At 43.2% G+C, this 16,975-nt stretch carries 17 protein-coding genes; 10 read left to right on the top strand and 7 right to left on the bottom strand.

All coding sequences use genetic code 11. From position 1 onward, the window contains the following. Window positions 1-310: 310 nt before the first annotated feature. The 3 genes from AB6D93_RS17770 to AB6D93_RS17760 all read right to left on the bottom strand — a co-directional run bounded on the left by AB6D93_RS17770 (window position 311) and on the right by AB6D93_RS17760 (window position 3,696). The gene (locus AB6D93_RS17770) at window positions 311-2,032 is read right to left on the bottom strand and encodes an ATP-binding protein (RefSeq protein ID WP_017059647.1); all 1,722 of its coding nucleotides are present in this window, start codon (window positions 2,030-2,032) and stop codon (window positions 311-313) included. Further along, window positions 2,032-3,216, bottom strand: a complete 1,185-nt coding sequence (locus AB6D93_RS17765) for an FIST signal transduction protein (RefSeq protein ID WP_017059646.1) — start codon at window positions 3,214-3,216, stop codon at window positions 2,032-2,034. The genes AB6D93_RS17770 and AB6D93_RS17765 overlap by 1 nt, the downstream gene beginning before the upstream one ends. Before the next feature lie 114 nt (window positions 3,217-3,330). Beyond that, a complete protein-coding gene (locus AB6D93_RS17760; protein ID WP_017059645.1) occupies window positions 3,331-3,696 on the bottom strand; it encodes a hypothetical protein in 366 nt (121 codons plus the stop codon). 252 nt (window positions 3,697-3,948) lie between these two features. Here AB6D93_RS17760 and ccoN point away from each other — a divergent pair, with 252 nt between their 5' ends. The 10 genes from ccoN (at window position 3,949) to uspE (ending at window position 12,953) form a co-directional block, all read left to right on the top strand. After that, on the top strand, window positions 3,949-5,382 hold the full coding sequence (gene ccoN / locus AB6D93_RS17755) for a cytochrome-c oxidase, cbb3-type subunit I (RefSeq protein WP_009846707.1): 1,434 nt from the start codon (window positions 3,949-3,951) through the stop codon (window positions 5,380-5,382). An 11-nt stretch (window positions 5,383-5,393) separates the two neighbouring features. Next, complete coding sequence (ccoO, locus tag AB6D93_RS17750; protein ID WP_017059643.1) at window positions 5,394-6,014, top strand: cytochrome-c oxidase, cbb3-type subunit II; 621 nt, start codon at window positions 5,394-5,396, stop codon at window positions 6,012-6,014. A gap of 9 nt (window positions 6,015-6,023) precedes the next feature. Then, window positions 6,024-6,197 carry a CcoQ/FixQ family Cbb3-type cytochrome c oxidase assembly chaperone gene (locus AB6D93_RS17745; protein ID WP_004733679.1) on the top strand — a complete coding sequence of 58 codons (174 nt, stop codon included), beginning with the start codon at window positions 6,024-6,026 and terminating at the stop codon, window positions 6,195-6,197. After that, window positions 6,197-7,171 carry a cytochrome-c oxidase, cbb3-type subunit III gene (gene ccoP / locus AB6D93_RS17740; RefSeq protein WP_017063857.1) on the top strand — a complete coding sequence of 325 codons (975 nt, stop codon included), beginning with the start codon at window positions 6,197-6,199 and terminating at the stop codon, window positions 7,169-7,171. The genes AB6D93_RS17745 and ccoP overlap by 1 nt, the downstream gene beginning before the upstream one ends. Window positions 7,172-7,279: 108 nt before the next feature. Next, the gene (locus tag AB6D93_RS17735; RefSeq protein ID WP_017059641.1) at window positions 7,280-7,759 is read left to right on the top strand and encodes a FixH family protein; all 480 of its coding nucleotides are present in this window, start codon (window positions 7,280-7,282) and stop codon (window positions 7,757-7,759) included. Window positions 7,760-7,764: 5 nt separating this feature from the next. Continuing rightward, the gene (locus AB6D93_RS17730) at window positions 7,765-10,137 is read left to right on the top strand and encodes a heavy metal translocating P-type ATPase metal-binding domain-containing protein (RefSeq protein WP_029235846.1); all 2,373 of its coding nucleotides are present in this window, start codon (window positions 7,765-7,767) and stop codon (window positions 10,135-10,137) included. Next, complete coding sequence (ccoS, locus tag AB6D93_RS17725) at window positions 10,137-10,373, top strand: cbb3-type cytochrome oxidase assembly protein CcoS (protein WP_017059639.1); 237 nt, start codon at window positions 10,137-10,139, stop codon at window positions 10,371-10,373. Before AB6D93_RS17730 ends, ccoS begins: the two co-directional genes overlap by 1 nt. Next, window positions 10,363-11,037, top strand: a complete 675-nt coding sequence (locus tag AB6D93_RS17720; RefSeq protein WP_017070548.1) for a sulfite exporter TauE/SafE family protein — start codon at window positions 10,363-10,365, stop codon at window positions 11,035-11,037. Before ccoS ends, AB6D93_RS17720 begins: the two co-directional genes overlap by 11 nt. A gap of 86 nt (window positions 11,038-11,123) precedes the next feature. Then, the gene (locus AB6D93_RS17715) at window positions 11,124-11,870 is read left to right on the top strand and encodes an FNR family transcription factor (protein WP_017059637.1); all 747 of its coding nucleotides are present in this window, start codon (window positions 11,124-11,126) and stop codon (window positions 11,868-11,870) included. 132 nt (window positions 11,871-12,002) lie between these two features. Then, a complete protein-coding gene (uspE, locus tag AB6D93_RS17710) occupies window positions 12,003-12,953 on the top strand; it encodes a universal stress protein UspE (RefSeq protein WP_017070547.1) in 951 nt (316 codons plus the stop codon). 103 nt (window positions 12,954-13,056) lie between these two features. Here the strand turns inward: uspE and ttcA are convergent, their stop codons facing one another. From ttcA to AB6D93_RS17690, 4 genes are all read right to left on the bottom strand, one after another. Continuing rightward, entirely contained in the window at window positions 13,057-13,950 is an 894-nt protein-coding gene (gene ttcA, locus AB6D93_RS17705; protein WP_017059635.1) for a tRNA 2-thiocytidine(32) synthetase TtcA, read from the bottom strand. Between the two features lie 319 nt (window positions 13,951-14,269). Then, window positions 14,270-14,920 carry a DUF2987 domain-containing protein gene (locus AB6D93_RS17700; RefSeq protein ID WP_102333343.1) on the bottom strand — a complete coding sequence of 217 codons (651 nt, stop codon included), beginning with the start codon at window positions 14,918-14,920 and terminating at the stop codon, window positions 14,270-14,272. A 122-nt stretch (window positions 14,921-15,042) separates the two neighbouring features. Further along, the gene (locus AB6D93_RS17695; RefSeq protein WP_102333342.1) at window positions 15,043-15,894 is read right to left on the bottom strand and encodes a glucosaminidase domain-containing protein; all 852 of its coding nucleotides are present in this window, start codon (window positions 15,892-15,894) and stop codon (window positions 15,043-15,045) included. After that, the gene (locus tag AB6D93_RS17690) at window positions 15,887-16,702 is read right to left on the bottom strand and encodes a membrane protein (protein ID WP_017063864.1); all 816 of its coding nucleotides are present in this window, start codon (window positions 16,700-16,702) and stop codon (window positions 15,887-15,889) included. Before AB6D93_RS17690 ends, AB6D93_RS17695 begins: the two co-directional genes overlap by 8 nt. Window positions 16,703-16,975 lie beyond the last annotated feature (273 nt).

Below are 16,975 nucleotides of genomic sequence, written 5' to 3'. Positions count from 1 at the left end.
ACTTTAATAGCGTTGAGCTTAAAAAGTATGGAAAAATCATCGTACCGCTAGAAGTTGAATTATAGATACACACAAAAATAACGCTCAGAAGCTCTGTGTGAGCCCAGAAAGCCCCTCAAAATCAAACTAGTCTAAGTGCGTATTATGTATATTATGTTAAATGGTGTTTGGTATTTATAAGGCAGGTATCTTTGTGCGATGCCCTGCCTCTTGTTTATCTACCAAATCGATGTTCTATTTAACAGTAAGGCTATTTACCATAAAATACCTAATAAACATATTTCCTAATCTTCGATTAAGAATACGTTTATTAGACTTCAAGCATTAATCGATCAATTGCTTCTGTGATCTCTTTAGTTCTTACTGGCTTGGTCACGAAATCATTCATGCCGACATCTAAGCACGAACATTTGTCTTCTACTGATGTGTGTGCTGTTAGCGCAACGATTGGTGTTTTGATGTTTGCGTCTCTCATGTATTTGGTTGTGGTTAATCCATCCATGACCGGCATCGACACATCCATTAAGATAATGTCTATTGATTCGTTGCCTCTTTCAATAAAGCCAATCGCTTCTTCACCATTACTTGCGATGAAAACCTCGTGGCCTTGTCTTGTAAGGATTAACTTTATCACCATTTGATTCGTTGGATTGTCTTCGACAACTAACACTGAATAACGGCTTCTTAACTCTCGTGAAGATTCGTCTTCTTTGTTAGCCAGATTATTCGTAACTCTAGTAAGCACTGGCAACTGTACTTCGAATTTGGAGCCTTTTCCAGGCTCACTCTTTACCGATATGCGCCCGCGCATCAGTTCAACCAGTCTTTTAGTGATGGCCAAGCCTAAACCTGTGCCACCAAATCTACGTGTGATTGTGCTATCAGCTTGCACAAATGGACTGAACAGCGACGAAAGTTGTTGCGAGCTAATGCCAATCCCTGTGTCTTCCACCGTTATATAGAAAGAGCTCTGCTGGTACTTTATAGAAACATGGACATGCCCACGCTCAGTGAACTTAATCGCGTTACCGATCAAATTAAATAGGATCTGTGCCAAGCGACTTGGGTCGATGTAATGAAGTTCACCTTCAGGGATATCGCTAGTTACTGTTAGCGGCAAACCTTTATCGTCTGCTGTCTTCTTTTGTTCAGATAATACAAAAGTTACAGTGTCTCTTACGTTGCTCCATTGAGGAGCCAACGAGAAACACCCAGATTCAATCTTAGAAAAATCCAATACGTCACTGATAATTGCCAGCAATAGCTCAGATGATGTGCTCATATTAAGCAGTATAGACTGTTGTTCTTCGTTCAATGATGTGGATTTTAGGGTGTCTATTAGGCCAATTATGGCATTTAGCGGTGTTCTTAATTCATGACTCATCATCGCGAGGAATTCAGACTTGGCCTTGTTGGCTCTTTCTGCGTCTTTTCTTGCTGTGACAAGCTCTGCGGTACGTTCTCGAACGGTTGCTTCAAGCTTTTCTTTGTTCTCAATATCGAAAACAGCACGCTCTATCAACGGTCGAAAACGGTTTAGTGTGGCCTTAGTTTCAATACTAAAGTGCTTGGTATTCGAGTGGATAAAAATGATGACGGATTGTGTTAGTCCGCTATCGATACCAGTAATTAGAACAGAGTTGATTTGATCGAGGATAATGGGATGTAAGGAATTGAATTCACCCAGAGACTTGGGTTCAAAAAGGATTGCGCATTCTCCATTGATCACTCGAGATAACTTGCCACAATCACTCCAATTCATCTGTTCGAAGACTTTGTTATTGCTTAGCAGGGTTTTGAAACTGCCTTCGTTCCCTACCCTTGATACCACGATAAAGTCATCAAACTTAATGTATTTTTTGAGCACGAACTCGAGACTGGAGAATATCTCAGATATGTTACTTGCCTTACTGATCGCAGAGATGGTTGATAAGATCACCCTGTTCTCTTCAGCCAGCTTTCGCTCACGGGCTTTTAGTTTTTGCAGTTCAATACGTGCTTCTTGCAGCGCTTCTTGACCTTCAGAACCCATTACTTTTTCAACCTATAAAACGTTGCAGACGATACCATTAAATTCCCGTGTGCATTCTCGCCACCGGAGAGCCTGCCTTGTTCACCAAACGTAAATGGACATATGTATGGGAGCCCATTAAGTGCTTGATTTATTTGGTCACAAACCTCATCCATATCTTGTTTAAGGTTCAACATTGGGCCTGCACAAAAGATATTGATTGCCCCTAGTTTCTCTTCAAGATCCATGTCGTTGTAGTATGAGGAGTGAATGATATTCGCGGCGCGGCTAATCAACTGCTGCTTAGACCCTTGCATCAGGTAGATGGTGTCGCCTTCACTGATGTCTGTGAACAGCTCAATCCCATTACACTCCGTCTCTCTGATCGAATGAGACAATTTGAAATATGGGTAATCGTAAGAAGAGCCGACTTTCCTGCCTAATGGGTAGACTGACGACTTTTCGAATATGTAGCCATCATCACTGCCATCTAAGTGGAAATTAGTCCATTCGTTGTAAACGGTGACGGCTGGCCTGTGGTCTATCTCCAACAAAATTCGGTTTCTTACTTTGGTCACGGTGCCTGAATACCGCGTAGGCGTATGACCCGCGCTGAAAGAGGAATAGATGGACTGAGACGCAAACACTACCGTTAAAGACACACCATTTATAGACAGCGACTCTTCGGTGAAGATACTCCAATTTCCGGAAACCTGGTTGTCTGCAGCACTGCCACCAATAATTGGCACTTCAGTACCAAATTTCTTATCGATAGCCGCCATCACCTTTTCTTCGTTACCCGGTGTGGAATGCAGCAAGATAAGATCAGGAATTTCACCTTCTCGGTTGGCGTTCTTGAGTGCTTTGTCTATCGCGCTGAAGGTACTGCGGTCTATGGAGTCGCTGAAATGTTCGATTCCCGTACCATAGGCGTTGATCCCCGAGTCATAAATAATGAGGACGCCAATGACTGGACCAGAATGAAAACCAGTTTCGGTCATAATGCCGTGACAAGTAGTACAGCCATGTATGGGAGTGTTCGGGAGAGCATCTACGAAATATCTCTGCACAGCGAGTGTCGAATACTCTTCTGTGCAGTAGCAAATAAGACAAGCAATATCGTCAGGGTTTTCCACCCCGCTGAGCAACTCATCTACTGCGATTTTATCGTCTAGGGAGTAAGAGACTTTTGATAGAAATTTCATAGATTCTGGGTAACTTTATTAATGCTCTCTTTATAACACTTTAATGCATTTTGTTTCACTGATTTGGTACATGTTTCTATCAAAAGAACCGAGGTGTGCCCCAGTTTCTCTCTGTTACTCCTTAGAAAGGTTTACAGAAAACGTGCTCACCTGTTGTGGAAATGTAACCGTTATTGAGGAGGTCTTATCACTAGTTTGTAACAGCCAATTTGATGGTCCTTTTTCTTCCAGAATTCCGCTTTCATTATAGCTAATGATAAATTTGCCAGTTTTAGATGTTTCGATCGAATACCCTAGGTTATTGCTTGAAACTGAAACATTATGATTATCAATACCAAATTTACAAGGTTTTGAAACTATACAGTTTACTGTTTCGTTATTATCGTATGTTACTGTTCTCCAAGTAAATGCAGCTATTAAAATAACCAACATGACGATAATTTGAACAAGCCTGCCTTTTGTTAGCTTTTGTGCCGCCATTATAATCTTTACTCCTTGTTACAAAGTTCAAAGTTTTTAAATAAAAATCCAATTCCAGACCAAGCGTAAGGTTACTACTCTGTCATTGATTTGTTAATTCAAGTATAGTGTCGCGTTGAAAATGCCACTTTTTTTTAAAATCAGCAAGTGGAAATAAAGCCCTGAATAGGCTGAATTTCCTTTTCTAATTTGGGTGGCATTACGACGTGAGTCGTGTTGGAAGTAAAGTGTAGTAAATAAGAAATTGGAAGCATGCAAATGAGCCAAGAAAAGCAGCTTGAACAAAACTACAACTATACGGTCGTCCGTCAATTTACCCTAGTTACAATTTTGTGGGGTATTGTCGGTATGGGCGTTGGTGTTTTGATTGCCGCTCAATTAGTTTGGCCACAGCTAAACTTTGATACGCCGTGGTTGACGTACAGTCGTTTACGTCCCCTGCATACTAATGCGGTTATTTTTGCGTTCGGTACAAGTGCGCTGTTTGCAACATCATATTATGTTGTACAACGTACCTGTCAGACGCGTCTCTTTGGTGGCCCTCTCGTAGCCTTTACCTTTTGGGGTTGGCAAGCGATTATCCTGTCCGCTGCAATTACTTTACCGTTAGGTTTAACCTCTGGTAAAGAATACGCAGAACTTGAATGGCCAATCGATATTGCTATTACTCTTGTGTGGGTAGCTTATGCGGTCGTGTTCTTCGGAACCATGATTAAACGTAAGACATCGCACATTTACGTAGCAAACTGGTTCTTCGGAGCCTTCATTATCACGGTTGCCGTGTTGCACATCGTTAACAGCCTAGCTGTTCCTGTCTCTGCGTTTAAATCGTACTCGATTTATTCCGGAGCGATCGATGCAATGGTGCAATGGTGGTACGGACACAATGCGGTAGGCTTCCTATTGACAGCTGGTTTCCTAGGCATGATGTACTACTTCGTTCCTAAACAAGCTGGTCGCCCTGTTTACTCTTACCGTTTGTCGATTGTTCACTTCTGGGCTCTCGTGTCTCTGTATATCTGGGCTGGTCCTCACCACCTACACTACACTGCACTTCCTGACTGGACTCAATCTCTAGGTATGGTTATGTCTTTGGTTCTGTTTGCTCCATCTTGGGGTGGCATGATCAACGGTATTATGACTCTATCTGGTGCGTGGCATAAGCTTCGCTACGACCCAATCCTACGTTTCCTAATCGTTTCTCTATCATTCTACGGCATGTCGACTTTCGAAGGCCCAATGATGGCAATCAAAACGGTTAACGCACTATCTCACTACACGGACTGGACTATCGGTCACGTTCACTCTGGTGCGTTAGGTTGGGTTGCAATGGTTTCTATCGGTTCGGTTTACCACTTAGTTCCTAAACTATTTGGTCAAGAGCGTATGTACTCTGTATCCCTAATCAATGTTCACTTCTGGTTAGCAACGATTGGTACGGTTTTCTACATTGTAGCAATGTGGATCTCTGGCGTGATGCAAGGTCTGATGTGGCGTGCAGTTAACTCTGACGGTACATTAACTTACAGCTTCGTTGAATCTGTAGAAGCGTCTTACCCGTTCTACTTTGTACGTTTCTTAGGTGGTTTCATCTTCCTATCTGGTATGTTCTTAATGGCATACAATACGTACAAAACTGTTTCTGCACCTAAAGATAGCCTTAAAGCTATCCCTCAACCGGCTTAAGGAGATTTAGAATGAGCTCAAATTCAAATAATCGCCATGAGTTGGTAGAGAAGAATGTTGGCCTACTAGCGATTCTTATCGTTATTGCTATCAGTTTTGGTGCTTTAGTAGAAATTACCCCACTTATTTTCCAAAAGCAGACTACTGAACCTGTAGAAAATCTACGTGTTTACTCTGCTCTGGAAATGGAAGGTCGTGATATCTACATTCGCGAAGGTTGTAACGTATGTCACAGCCAAATGATTCGTCCTTTCCGCTCTGAAACTGAACGTTACGGTCACTACTCTGTAGCTGGCGAAAGCGTTTGGGAACACCCATTCCTATGGGGTTCTAAGCGTACTGGTCCTGATTTAGCGCGTGTTGGTGATCGTTACTCTGATGAGTGGCACCGCGTTCACCTTATCGACCCTCGCGAACTTGTTCCTGAATCAAACATGCCTGGTTTCCCATGGCTTGCTGAGAATGTACTTGATGGCAAATTGACTAAACAGAAGCTTGAAATCTTCCGTAATCAATTTGGTGTTCCTTACACAGACGAACAAATTGCTAACGCTAAACAAGATGTTGAAGGAAAAACAGAGATGGATGCAATCATCGCTTACCTTCAATCGCTTGGCCACGCAATGAAATAAGGAATAATTATGGACATTATTACATTTCAAAGTGTTTGGACTGTTACTGTTTTTGCTTGTTTCATCGGCATCGTTTGGTGGGCTTTCGGTAAAAATCGTAAGTCGCGCTTCGACGAAGATGCAAACCTAGTGTTCGCTGATGAAGCACCTGCGAAAGATAAAAATCAAGGAGTGACGAAGTAATGAGTACATTCTGGAGTATTTGGGTAACAGTAATCACAATCGGTACATTGATTGGCTGTGCAGCCTTACTTCGTTGGTGTTCCAACGATAAAACAGGTGTAGAAGAAGGTCAGGATATGGGCCATGAATACGATGGTATTCGTGAGCTTAATAACCCGCTACCTAAATGGTGGACATACCTTTTCGTTAGCACAATTGTGTTTGCAGCTGTTTATCTAGCTCTATACCCAGGCCTTGGCAACTTTAAAGGTCTACTAGGTTGGACGAGTTCAAACCAAACAGTTCGTAGCGTAGAAGAGTCTCGCTCTGCAATCGCTGCTGCGCAAGCAAACAAACAGTTAGACGCATACGCGAAAGAGCTTGATGATGCAGACACCTACTTTGGTGAAGCATTCAGAAAGCTAGCTCACGACGAAAATGGTCTACGTTCCGTCCCTGACATTGCATCAGATGCTGATGCAATCAAAGTGGGCCAACGTTTGTTCCTACAAAACTGTTCTCAGTGTCACGGCTCTGATGCACGTGGTCAGAAAGGTTTCCCGAACCTAACTGATGACGCATGGTTATATGGTGGTGAACCACAAGCTATCGTTACTACCATCATGCATGGTCGTGTCGGTCAAATGCCAGGTTGGAAAGACGCTCTTGGCGAAGAAGGCGTAAAAGAAGTAGTTAGCTACACGCTTAGCCTTTCTGGTCGTAGCGTAAACGCACGTGAAGCAGAGGCTGGTAAAGCTCGCTTTGTAGTGTGTGCAGCGTGTCACGGTACTGATGGTAAGGGTAACCCTGCTGTTGGCGCCCCTGACCTGACTGACCGCGACTGGCTATTCGGCGATTCTCGCGCTGATGTGACGGAAACAGTCATGTACGGACGTTCTGGTGTAATGCCGGCTTGGAAGGACATCCTCGGTGAGGATAAGGTTCAGCTCGTCTCTGCCTACGTCTGGAGCCTCAGCAACTCAGATAAAGAGTAACATAATAATAACAGCCCCTTCTTAAGGGGCTGTCTTTCTTTTACAGTTATAACCTTAAGTGTTTGTAAAAATTAGTTTTATTTCATTGTATATATTGAGAATAATAATATGGAACAACCTTGGTATAAGCAGTTTTGGCCGTGGTTTTTGATCTTCCTAACCGTTGGCGTTTCTATGCTAACATTGGTTCGAGTCGCGATACTTACCAACCATTCAGTTAACGTTGTCACTGAAGATTACTATAAAAAAGGTAAAGGTATTAATGTCGACATTTCGAAAGTAAATGTTGCTAAAGAGCTTGGCTTATCAGCTTCAGTTAGCGAGAAAGGTAACTCAGTTATCATTACTCTCGACAAAGGCAAACTAGACCACTTCCCTGCTATTAGCGCAATGTTCGTGCACCGAACGCTGCCTGACCGTGATTTTACTCAGCTACTGACCGCTGATGCGAGAGGCAACTACACGTTGACTCTGGATCATGAAATGCAAGGTCCATGGTTTATCGAGCTTTCTCCGCATGATTCTGAATGGTTAGTGCAAGGTCGCATGAACTTCCCTATTGATACTCCTACTCAACTAACGAACTAAATCTTATGTGTGAATCCTGTTATCACTGCGGTGAAGATGTACCAGCGGAAACGGATTTTAAAGTAGAAATCTTAGGATCGGTGCGACCTATGTGTTGTCCGGGTTGCGAAACCGTAGCCCAGACAATCGTTGATAGTGGTCTGGTCTCTTACTACCAATATCGTACCGCTCCAGCTGAAAAAGCGGATCTCGTGCCAGAGCAACTTCTGGCACTCAGTCATTACGACAACGAAGATGTTCAATTGGAGTTCGTCCGTAACTCTGAAAACACCTCTGAAGTGACATTGTCACTAGAAGGTGTCTCTTGTGCTGCTTGTGCTTGGCTTATTGAAAAGCAAGTCTCTTCAAAGTTAGGGGTTGTTAGTATTCGTGTTAATACCACGACTAACCGCGCCCTGCTCAGTTGGGACAACACTCAGACGAAACTGAGCGAGCTGTTGTCTGCAATCCATACCTTAGGCTACAAAGCCGCACCTTTTGAGGCTGATCAACAAGAAGCCGCCTATCATCGATCGATGAAGAATTATCTCTATCGTCTTGGTATTGCTGGTTTAGCAACCATGCAGGTCATGATGCTGGCTGTGGCGTTGTATCTTGAAGTCTTCGGTAACCTTGAGCCCGAATTCAAAAGCTACTTCCGTTGGGTGAGCTTAATCTTTGCAACACCGGTTCTGCTCTACTCTGCATTGCCTTTCTATATCAACGCGTGGCGTAGCCTCAAAGGTCGAACATTGGGTATGGATGTACCTGTGTCGATCGCTCTTTTGTTTGCCTACGTTGCAAGTTTGGTCGCAACGGTGACAGAGAAAGGTGAAGTATTCTTCGAATCTATCTCGATGTTTACCTTCTTCCTACTGCTTGGTCGTTTCCTTGAAATGCGCGCTCGTCGTAAAGCCGCCGCTGCTAGTGGTAACCTGCTTAAGCTCGTTCCTGCTATGGCAACAACGTTAGATGGCGAACAAGTTCCAGTCAAAACCTTAAAAGTTGGCGACCAAATTCGCGTTCTACCGGGTGAGCACATTCCTGCCGATGGCAAAGTATTGTCTGGCAGAGTTCATATCGATGAATCGATGCTGACTGGCGAATCTATCCATGTGGTCAAAAACGAAGGCGATACCGTCTTTGCTGGTACATTGAATGGTGATGAATCATTTGAATTGGAAGTAATGACGTCAAAAGCGGATTCGGTTATTTCCAATATCGTTCGCCTGCAAGACGAAGCGCAATTGTCTAAACCCCGCATTGCAGAAATTGCTGATGTTGTGGCTCGATACTTTGTTGCGGTGATCTTAATCATCTCATTCGGTACTTGGTTTTACTGGCACCAAACACGACCAGAAGACGCTTTCTGGATCATGCTTTCGGTATTGGTAGCAACGTGTCCTTGTGCTCTGTCACTGGCAACACCGACGGCGATTACTTGTTCAACGTCTCGCATGGGTAACTTCGGTATTTTGCTGCGCAAAGGCCACGTATTCGAAACCTTGTGCAAAGTGAATCACTTGATCATCGATAAAACAGGTACATTGACTGAGGGTGATATTCGTATCAGCCAAGTTGAAACCTTCGCTGAACTTGATAAAGACACTTGTCTCAAAGTAGCAGCGAGCCTGGAACAACACGCTAACCACCCTATCGCTAAAGCGTTCAAGACTCATCTTTCTGATGAGATCGAAGTAGAGTCAGTTAATAACGTGATTGGTTCAGGTATCACTGGTGAGTGGAATGGCCAAGAAGTTGCGATTGGTAGTAGTGAATTCATTCTAGGTGAAGCTCAACCATCGGAAAGCAACGGCATTTACTTGTCGATGGCGGGTCGTCATATCGCTACATTTACTTATGAAGATCCAATCCGTAAAGAAAGCATCGAGTTTATTAAGCAATTTAAAGAAGCGGGCATCAAAACAACTCTGCTTACTGGCGATTCTTTGATTAACGCGAAGCCTGTTGCTGAAGAGATTGGTATTACTGATATTGTTGCTAACGCGAAACCTGAAGATAAACTTGCTTACCTGAACTCTCGAGATGCAAGTGACATTACCATGATGGTTGGCGATGGCATTAACGATGCCCCTATTCTTGCAGGTGCCCACCTTTCTGTCGCTATGGGCGGCGGTACAGACGTGGCGAAAGCTTCTGCGGATATGGTGTTACTGGGTGATAAGCTCGATAGATTACTTAAGTCGCGTACTTTGGCGTTAAAAACACGTAAGATAATTCGTGAAAACCTAGCTTGGTCATTAGGATATAACTTACTTATCCTTCCATTGGCTGTCGCGGGTTTGGTTGCTCCATACATTGCCGTTGTGGGCATGTCTGCCAGCTCTATTATTGTTGTGTCTAACTCGTTAAGGCTTTTAAAAGAGCAAGGTAAATAATGGAAAGTTTATACATCCTGATCCCCATTGCGATTGTACTGGTGTGCATCGCTGTTGGTATTTTTCTATGGGCGGTGAAGAGCGAACAGTTTGAAGACCTAGAACGTCAAGGTCACAATATACTGTTTGATGAAGACGAAAAGGCTCACAACCATTCTGATAGTAAACCTGTCAAGAATGAGAAAGCTAACAGCGAAAGCCAAACTAACGTAGACAAAAAGAACGATGACGCCTGATTGGATCGGAGCCTTTGTTGTTGGATTGATCGGCGCAGGCCATTGCATGGGAATGTGTGGTGGTATTGCGTCGCTGCTTTCGATTGGCAACAGTAAACCTTCCCCTGTTATTCCCCTACTTTATAACCTAGGGCGCTTGCTAAGTTATGCCGTGATTGGTGGTGTGATTGGCGGTGCAATCTCTTCGATAGGTCAGCTAAGCGATTTTAACGCTCTGCTAGGTTGGCTGCGATTATTTGCAGCTGGCTTTATGATCGTCTTAGGTTTGTATATCGGTAAATGGTGGTTCGGCTTGTTGTTCTTTGAAAAAGTCGGGCAGAAACTATGGCGCTATATCTCTCCTTTAGGTAAATCATTTCTACCCTTGAAGCACCCTAGCCATGCTTTGCCGTTTGGCTTTATTTGGGGTTGGCTACCATGTGGCTTAGTTTACTCAATGCTTACGTGGGCGGCGGTATCAGGAAGTTGGTACAACGGTGCCGGTATCATGCTTGCTTTCGGTTTAGGTACGCTTCCAGCAATGCTCACAGTAGGCATGGGCGCTAATTTCCTCAAAAAACTGCAACAAGCTGACTTATTTCGCCAACTAGGCGCAATTTTAATCCTCATTTACGGTTTCTATACCGGTTATATGGCACTACAGCTCATTATTTATACCGTATAGCCATTCTTTAAATCCGGTTTTTTTACTACCCAACTGGATAAAGGAATGCTAAAATATTGACGTATATCAAATAGTGAAAGATTGTTATGATTTCTGAAAAGCCTGTGACGAAACGTGTTCAGTCTGGTGGCTGTGCGATCCATTGCCAGGATTGTAGTATTAGCCAGCTCTGTATTCCGTTTACTTTGAATGAATCTGAACTCGATCAACTTGATCAGATCATTGAGAGAAAAAAGCCTATTCAAAAAGGCCAAGAGTTATTTAAAGCCGGTGACGAGCTTAAATCTCTATATGCTATTCGCTCTGGAACGATCAAGAGCTACACGATTACCGAGCAAGGTGATGAGCAGATTACTGCATTCCACCTAGCGGGCGATCTTGTTGGCTTCGATGCGATTACTGGTGACCAACACCCTAGTTTTGCACAAGCGCTAGAAACTTCTATGGTATGTGAAATCCCATATGAGATTCTTGATGACCTATCAGGAAAAATGCCTAAATTGCGTCAGCAAATTATGCGCCTGATGAGTAACGAGATTAAAGGTGACCAAGAAATGATTCTGCTTCTTTCTAAGAAGAACGCGGAAGAGCGTCTTGCTGCATTCCTTTACAACCTTTCGACTCGCTTCTCTCAACGTGGCTTCAGCCCGCGTGAGTTCCGCCTAACGATGACTCGTGGCGATATTGGTAACTACCTTGGTTTGACTGTTGAAACAATCAGCCGTCTTCTAGGTCGCTTCCAAAAAGCAGACATCTTGAGCGTTAAAGGCAAATATATCACTATCGAAGATCACGATGCGTTGATGGAACTTGCTGGCGTTTCAAAAGAATAGTCTAGATATCAATGATGTAGTTCAATAATGAGCTACATCATGTTTCTCTCTTAAAACCTCTTATATTTCTCTTAATCTCTCCATAACTACGCTACATTATTTATATGTTCGGTCTGAAAAGTAGGCTTAGTTATGAGTATCTATAACAAAATTTTAGTTGTCGCAGACATTAATCACGATGAGCAACCTGCTCTAGTTCGTGCTATTCAACTTGCTAAGAAAAGCACCTCAACAAGCCACATCACTTTCTTTTTGTCGATATACGACTTCTCGTATGAAATGACATCTATGCTCTCTATCGATGAAAGAGACGCAATGCGCAAAGGCGTAATTCACCAACGCGAAATTTGGATGAATAAAGTCGCAGAACCTTACCTAGATGATTCTATTGAATTTAATGTACAAGTGGTTTGGCATAACCGCCCGTACGAAGCGATCATTGCTGAGGTTTACAGCGGCGAGCACGACATCTTAATCAAAGGTACGCGTAAACACGATACTTTGGAATCTGTCATCTTCACTCCAACCGATTGGCATCTGTTGAGAAAGTGCCCTAGCCCAGTGCTATTGGTTAAAAACGATTTCTGGCCAGATCACGCGAAGATTTTTGCTTCAGTTCATGTAGGTTCTGAAACAGAAGCTCATTTAGAGCTTAACGATACGATGGTCGATAGATTGCTAGAGATCACCGGTCGTTTGGATGCGGAACCGTTCTTGGTGAATGCCTACCCTGTGACACCTGCGAATATTACCATTGAACTGCCAGAGTTTGATCCAACGTCTTATACCGATGCGGTTCGTGGCCATCACTTAACGGCAATGAAAGCATTGCGCCAGAAGCACGGTATGTGTGAAGAACAAACTGTGGTTGAACAAGGCTTGCCAGAAGATGTTATTCCTCGCGTCGCTTCTGAAAATAACGCTGCGATGGTGATTCTGGGTACAACGGGTCGTACTGGCTTGTCTGCCGTGTTTATTGGTAATACCGCGGAACATGTTATCGATAAGATTAACTGTGATGTGTTGGCTCTTAAACCGTCTGGTTACGTTAGCCCACTAGACCCTAACCTTTCGAAAGGTTAGGTCAGGGATAGTTTAACTTATAAAAAAACGCCTCAAGCATTGCTTGAGGCGTTTTTGTTTGTCTGTTGTAGGCGCATCTATTGCTCTACAACGATTATTCTTATTATACGTTCGTTACGTCGATGAACATTGACTCATCGATGTTAGAAGATGAAATTTCAGCTTCTTCGAATTCGTACGCTTTGCGGTCTTCACTACGGTCTAGTGGAAGGTTCACGAAGTCAAACAGCTCGCGGTCAGCCAGTTGGCTTGGACTTACGTTCTGGATTGACTTGAAGATCTTCTCAACACGACCTGGCGTTTTCTTATCCCAATCAATTAGCATCGCTTTAATGTTCTGACGCTGTAGATTCTCTTGAGAGCCACATAGGTTACAAGGAATGATTGGGAACTCTTTATGTTCTGCGTATTTGATTAGGTCCGTTTCACGACAGTAAGTCAGTGGACGAATAACAACGTTACGACCATCATCTGAACGAAGCTTTGGTGGCATAGCCTTTAAGCGCGCACCGTGGAACATGTTTAGGAACATGGTCTCAACGATGTCGTCTAGGTGGTGACCCAGAGCGATCTTAGTTGCACCAATCTTCTCTGCGAATGAGTACAAAGTACCACGACGAAGACGAGAACATAGGCCACACGTTGTTTTACCTTCTGGCACTTTCTCTTTAACCACTGAATACGTGTCTTTATCTACGATGTAGTAAGGAATGTTCAGCGTTTCAAAGTACTCAGGAAGAATGTGTTCAGGGAACCCAGGTTGTTTTTGATCTAGGTTTACTGCCACAACATCAAATTTGATCGGTGCTGCTTCACGTAAACGTAGCAAAATATCTAACATCGCAAATGAATCTTTACCGCCACTAATACATGCCATTACTACGTCATTCTCTTCGATCATGTTGTAGTCGATGATGGCATTTCCAACATTTCTTCTCAGACGTTTCTGAAGTTTGTTGAATTCAAGTGTTTCTTTTCTATTATCGTTTTGGTTCATTGCGACTCTCACACCGTCGTATTACCGACTGTAGATTGCTAGTGGGACTGTTTTAGGGCGTGGATTATACGGATTTTTATTTGATGTTGAAATAGTAACGGCCGGATAAACAAGCTGAGTAATAGAAAGATTCTGCTTTTATTGTTCGATAAGCGCCTAAACGGCAGAGAAACGCGGCTTCAAAAGCTCTCGGTTGGTATCATAGATAAAGAAAAGCAGCCTGATCTTATTCGATGAGGCTGCTTTAAGATATGTCGCAAAAACTTAGGGGGATGATTTCGCTAAGCTTTTACTTCACTAACAATGATTCTGTTAAAAATTATTGCGCGGGAATGTACGGCAATACGCGAACTGTTGGTTCTGGCAACGTGATGCTGTCACTTCCATTCAGTTCTTCTAAGATGAATTTCGCACGTCCTTCTTTGATTGGTAGTTGCTTGCCATTTGAAAGCTCGATGTTGCCTTCCAGCTTATTAGCGAACTCTAGCGTTAACCCTTGGATATCTGGCGTGAACCAACCAGAGAACATACCGCTGACGTCTTCAAGCATCGCCTGCATCTGTGGCAATAGATTTTCTATCTGTGTAACTTCAACAGTTCCAACTAAAGGCTCTTGAGTCATCACGACCAAAGAATACGCACATTCTTGTTCTTGAGTTTGTACAAAGATAAGAGGGTTTGCTGAACGAAGGTTTTGATCTACCGGTAGAAGCAGTTCATTGGCTGGAGAGACTTTTAGCTCTTCGTAGTGCTCTTCTTTTTCCATCCAAGCTTTGCTGATGTGACAGGTTTGCTGAGCTTGTTGATCAACAAAGAAGACCGCAACTTTGACATCATCATGCCCTTCTTTGGTGTTGTTTTTCAGCTGAGTATAAAGCTTAGAATACGTGAACATGTATTCTTGCGCTGTAGCAGGAAGAGAAACCCCAAGGCTTAATGAGGCTAATAAAGCGAGTGCTGTCTTTTTCATTATTATAATCTTGTCGAAGTTGAGCGTTTATAAATAGAAAGAGCAGCCAATGAGCTGCTCTTTTTGTGATATTACTGGTATAAGCCGACTATCGAAGGCAACCAAGTTGGTATCAAAATGAGTTACTTTTTCCAGTATACCTCGTTGTGACGGATCATAGCTTGTAAATCAGTCACATAGTCGGAACCTCGCTCAGAATATTTTAACAAGCCATTGGTGAGCTCTGTCGCCGTTGCGGTTGTTAAAAGATCATCACCTTGCGCATCAAGCTTTGCACGAATCACTCTTAGATCGGCGTAAGCACGATTACGATTAAGGTTCATGAAATACCGATGTACGGATTCTTGGCTTGAAGAGAATGTTGCGACTTCATGCGAGCTACCTTCGTTACGTTGTAGCGGAACAAGGCCACAACCTTTGGTGTAACACCAGTGTCCAAAATAGTTATTTGCTTTAGTGGCGAAACGAGATGTACCCCAAGCTGATTCATTGGCCGCCTGAGTTAACACAAGCGCTTCAGGTAGCACGTTTACACGATTCAACATTTCTTTCAGCCAAGCGTCATTTAAGCCCGATGAAGGTACAGGCAGGCTATATAGCTTCCCTAGTCTCTTTGCGTATGACGCGTCTTCAGAGTCAACATTGTTCAACCCCGTCTCTGAAAGCTTGGTTAGAAACGCACGTTCTTTGGTGATTCGCTTGTTTTCGATGTTGATACTTGGGCGAAGATAAGAAAAGAAGGTGTCTTTCTTTTTATTTACATCTTCAATCGCTGCGAAATCTGGCTTATCAGAAGAGACGGTCAAGTCACCAAAGTTTTGCTCTGAGTCTGAAGCCTTTTGCCCCGCTCGCCTGCGCTCTTCTTCTTGTTGGTAAAGCATTGGGCCAACTAACGAGATCGAGCCAACTAAGGCTAATGCTGTCACTTTTAGCGCAAGTGATTTACTTGAGCTTAATTTAGAGTTGTTATGCATCGAATACCTGTGGGTCTTTATTGTTGCTACCGTTGTGGTCGTCGTCGCTCTTTGGTCTGTCTGACGCGATCAGTTTGAGTTTAATGCCAAACATCTCGCGGTAAAGAATCCCTTTCACGTGGAAGAAGAAAGGTAAAACGAAGATAAGGCCAATGCCGTACATCATTGCCGCGACGATGAACATCAGCATTACTAATAGGTAGATAGAAGCAACGGTGAAGATTTTTTTGTTGACAGCACGCAGAGAAAGCAGCAGCGATTGCATTGGCGGCACTTTCTTATCACAAATCAGCAGAATCGAATGGCTGAACGCCAGTGAGAAGTAGATAGACAAGAACGGCAGAATCATACCTGCGATGCCTTGAAGCATTAGGCTAAACAAAGTCACTAGAATAACCGGAACCGTAAACTGCAAACCTTTACCGATGTGGCGTACTTTGGTTTGTAGGCCAGCGGCGTGACTCATTGCCATTAAACAGATACCCGCATAGATAGGCGCACTGATCACTTCATAGCTAAAGTTCGCGATAAAAATCGATTCAACGATTTGTGGCGTAAACGACTCTGGGTCGATAACTGCATCTAAGATAACCGCGGGATCACCAAGCTGTAGTTTTAGTGCGATATAAAAGATAGCGAGCTGCACAAACATCAAAGCAATAATCGCTGGGGAAAACGAAAGAAAGTGACTTATCGTATGTTTCCAAGCTTCTTGGAATACAGCCGTTGCTTTGAGCTCATAATCGCCAGAAAGTGCACGGTTGATACTACCGCCCAAATTAAAATCTTTTTCGATGTCGTTGTTCATATTGATACCTAGGTGTGCCGATTAAGCGAAGCCACCTAACTTATTGATAAAAAATTACCTTCATTATACTCATATGTCGGATACAAACTAAAATATGAATCTGTAACAAGGCTTGCTTTTGCGTCTTGATGGTTAATAATTAGACACTTGTTAGGGTGTAAACCCAGTAAATAACAGTATGGTAAAGGATGTTTACTTTTACCTGCGAAATTTTTTATCTTCGAAAGGTAAAAAATGCTTTGAATTCACGTTTTTGGTGATTATGATGCGCGC

It is taken from the genome of Vibrio sp. 10N.247.310.23 (genome assembly GCF_041467155.1).
Taxonomy (GTDB): domain Bacteria; phylum Pseudomonadota; class Gammaproteobacteria; order Enterobacterales; family Vibrionaceae; genus Vibrio; species Vibrio crassostreae_C.
Note: the sequence above shows the minus strand (reverse complement) of the source record. Positions and strands in the feature narration are given on the sequence as shown.

What these genes read in the sequence shown, in the direction of transcription:
- AB6D93_RS17770 (WP_017059647.1), bottom strand. Translation starts at nt 2,032, where the DNA reads ATGGGTTCTGAAGGTCAAGAAGCGCTGCAAGAAGCACGTATTGAACTG.
- AB6D93_RS17745 (WP_004733679.1), top strand. Translation starts at nt 6,024, where the DNA reads ATGGACATTATTACATTTCAAAGTGTTTGGACTGTTACTGTTTTTGCT.
- AB6D93_RS17765 (WP_017059646.1), bottom strand. Translation starts at nt 3,216, where the DNA reads ATGAAATTTCTATCAAAAGTCTCTTACTCCCTAGACGATAAAATCGCA.
- AB6D93_RS17700 (WP_102333343.1), bottom strand. Translation starts at nt 14,920, where the DNA reads ATGAAAAAGACAGCACTCGCTTTATTAGCCTCATTAAGCCTTGGGGTT.
- uspE (WP_017070547.1), top strand. Translation starts at nt 12,003, where the DNA reads ATGAGTATCTATAACAAAATTTTAGTTGTCGCAGACATTAATCACGAT.
- ccoS (WP_017059639.1), top strand. Translation starts at nt 10,137, where the DNA reads ATGGAAAGTTTATACATCCTGATCCCCATTGCGATTGTACTGGTGTGC.
- AB6D93_RS17690 (WP_017063864.1), bottom strand. Translation starts at nt 16,702, where the DNA reads ATGAACAACGACATCGAAAAAGATTTTAATTTGGGCGGTAGTATCAAC.
- AB6D93_RS17695 (WP_102333342.1), bottom strand. Translation starts at nt 15,894, where the DNA reads ATGCATAACAACTCTAAATTAAGCTCAAGTAAATCACTTGCGCTAAAA.
- ccoN (WP_009846707.1), top strand. Translation starts at nt 3,949, where the DNA reads ATGCAAATGAGCCAAGAAAAGCAGCTTGAACAAAACTACAACTATACG.
- AB6D93_RS17715 (WP_017059637.1), top strand. Translation starts at nt 11,124, where the DNA reads ATGATTTCTGAAAAGCCTGTGACGAAACGTGTTCAGTCTGGTGGCTGT.
- ttcA (WP_017059635.1), bottom strand. Translation starts at nt 13,950, where the DNA reads ATGAACCAAAACGATAATAGAAAAGAAACACTTGAATTCAACAAACTT.
- AB6D93_RS17720 (WP_017070548.1), top strand. Translation starts at nt 10,363, where the DNA reads ATGACGCCTGATTGGATCGGAGCCTTTGTTGTTGGATTGATCGGCGCA.
- AB6D93_RS17760 (WP_017059645.1), bottom strand. Translation starts at nt 3,696, where the DNA reads ATGGCGGCACAAAAGCTAACAAAAGGCAGGCTTGTTCAAATTATCGTC.
- AB6D93_RS17730 (WP_029235846.1), top strand. Translation starts at nt 7,765, where the DNA reads ATGTGTGAATCCTGTTATCACTGCGGTGAAGATGTACCAGCGGAAACG.
- ccoP (WP_017063857.1), top strand. Translation starts at nt 6,197, where the DNA reads ATGAGTACATTCTGGAGTATTTGGGTAACAGTAATCACAATCGGTACA.
- AB6D93_RS17735 (WP_017059641.1), top strand. Translation starts at nt 7,280, where the DNA reads ATGGAACAACCTTGGTATAAGCAGTTTTGGCCGTGGTTTTTGATCTTC.
- ccoO (WP_017059643.1), top strand. Translation starts at nt 5,394, where the DNA reads ATGAGCTCAAATTCAAATAATCGCCATGAGTTGGTAGAGAAGAATGTT.